Genomic DNA, 604 nt, shown 5'->3' with positions numbered 1-604 from the left:
ATCTCGAAGCGCTGGTGACCGAGCTGGTCGAAGCGACCGAGGCCCCAAGGTGATCGGCCGTTAAGCGCATCGCTGCCCTGCTGGCGCGGCTTCCCGCCGTGCCGATTGTGCCCACCGCGCGCGCGGGCTGGGCGCTGGCGGCGCTTGCCCCGCTGGCGGTGCTGATCGCGGCGGCGGCACCTGCGGCCTGGGCGCTGGCCCCTGCGATCGGCCTTGTGCTGCTGGGGCTGGTGGTGATCGACGGCGGGCTTGCCGGCGGCTGCGGGGCATGGCGGATCGCGGCACCGGCTGACGGCGAAGTGGGCGCGCCGCAACTCGCCAGCCTGGTGGTGTCGAAAGCGCGCGGCGGCCTGCCCGCGCCGGGCTATTTCGTGCTGCTGCGCGAGCTGGGGCTCTATGCCGGGCCAAGCGAGGGGCCAGAGGCCCAAGCCTTCCATGCCGGCGAAGTCGCCGCTTGTTTTGCGGCGGTCGCCACTGCCTGAGCCGCTTGCGCACTGGCGGGCGGCGGCGCGGTGCTCTATCATGACATCCGAGGCTCTGGGGGTTTGTTCGCGCGATGCATCTCAATTTCAAGCACCTGCGCTATTTTCATGCGGTTGCGCAC

Annotated in this window: 1 protein-coding gene; it reads left to right on the top strand. The window is 71.0% G+C overall.

All coding sequences use genetic code 11. The features are described from left to right. The first annotated feature begins 98 nt into the window (after positions 1 to 98). Positions 99 to 482, top strand: coding sequence for a hypothetical protein (locus SOQ14_RS14365; RefSeq protein ID WP_322898793.1), 384 nt, complete (start codon positions 99 to 101; stop codon positions 480 to 482). The last annotated feature ends 122 nt before the right edge of the window (positions 483 to 604 follow it).

Source organism: Erythrobacter epiphyticus (assembly GCF_034653295.1).
GTDB lineage: Bacteria > Pseudomonadota > Alphaproteobacteria > Sphingomonadales > Sphingomonadaceae > Erythrobacter.
Note: the sequence above shows the minus strand (reverse complement) of the source record. Positions and strands in the feature narration are given on the sequence as shown.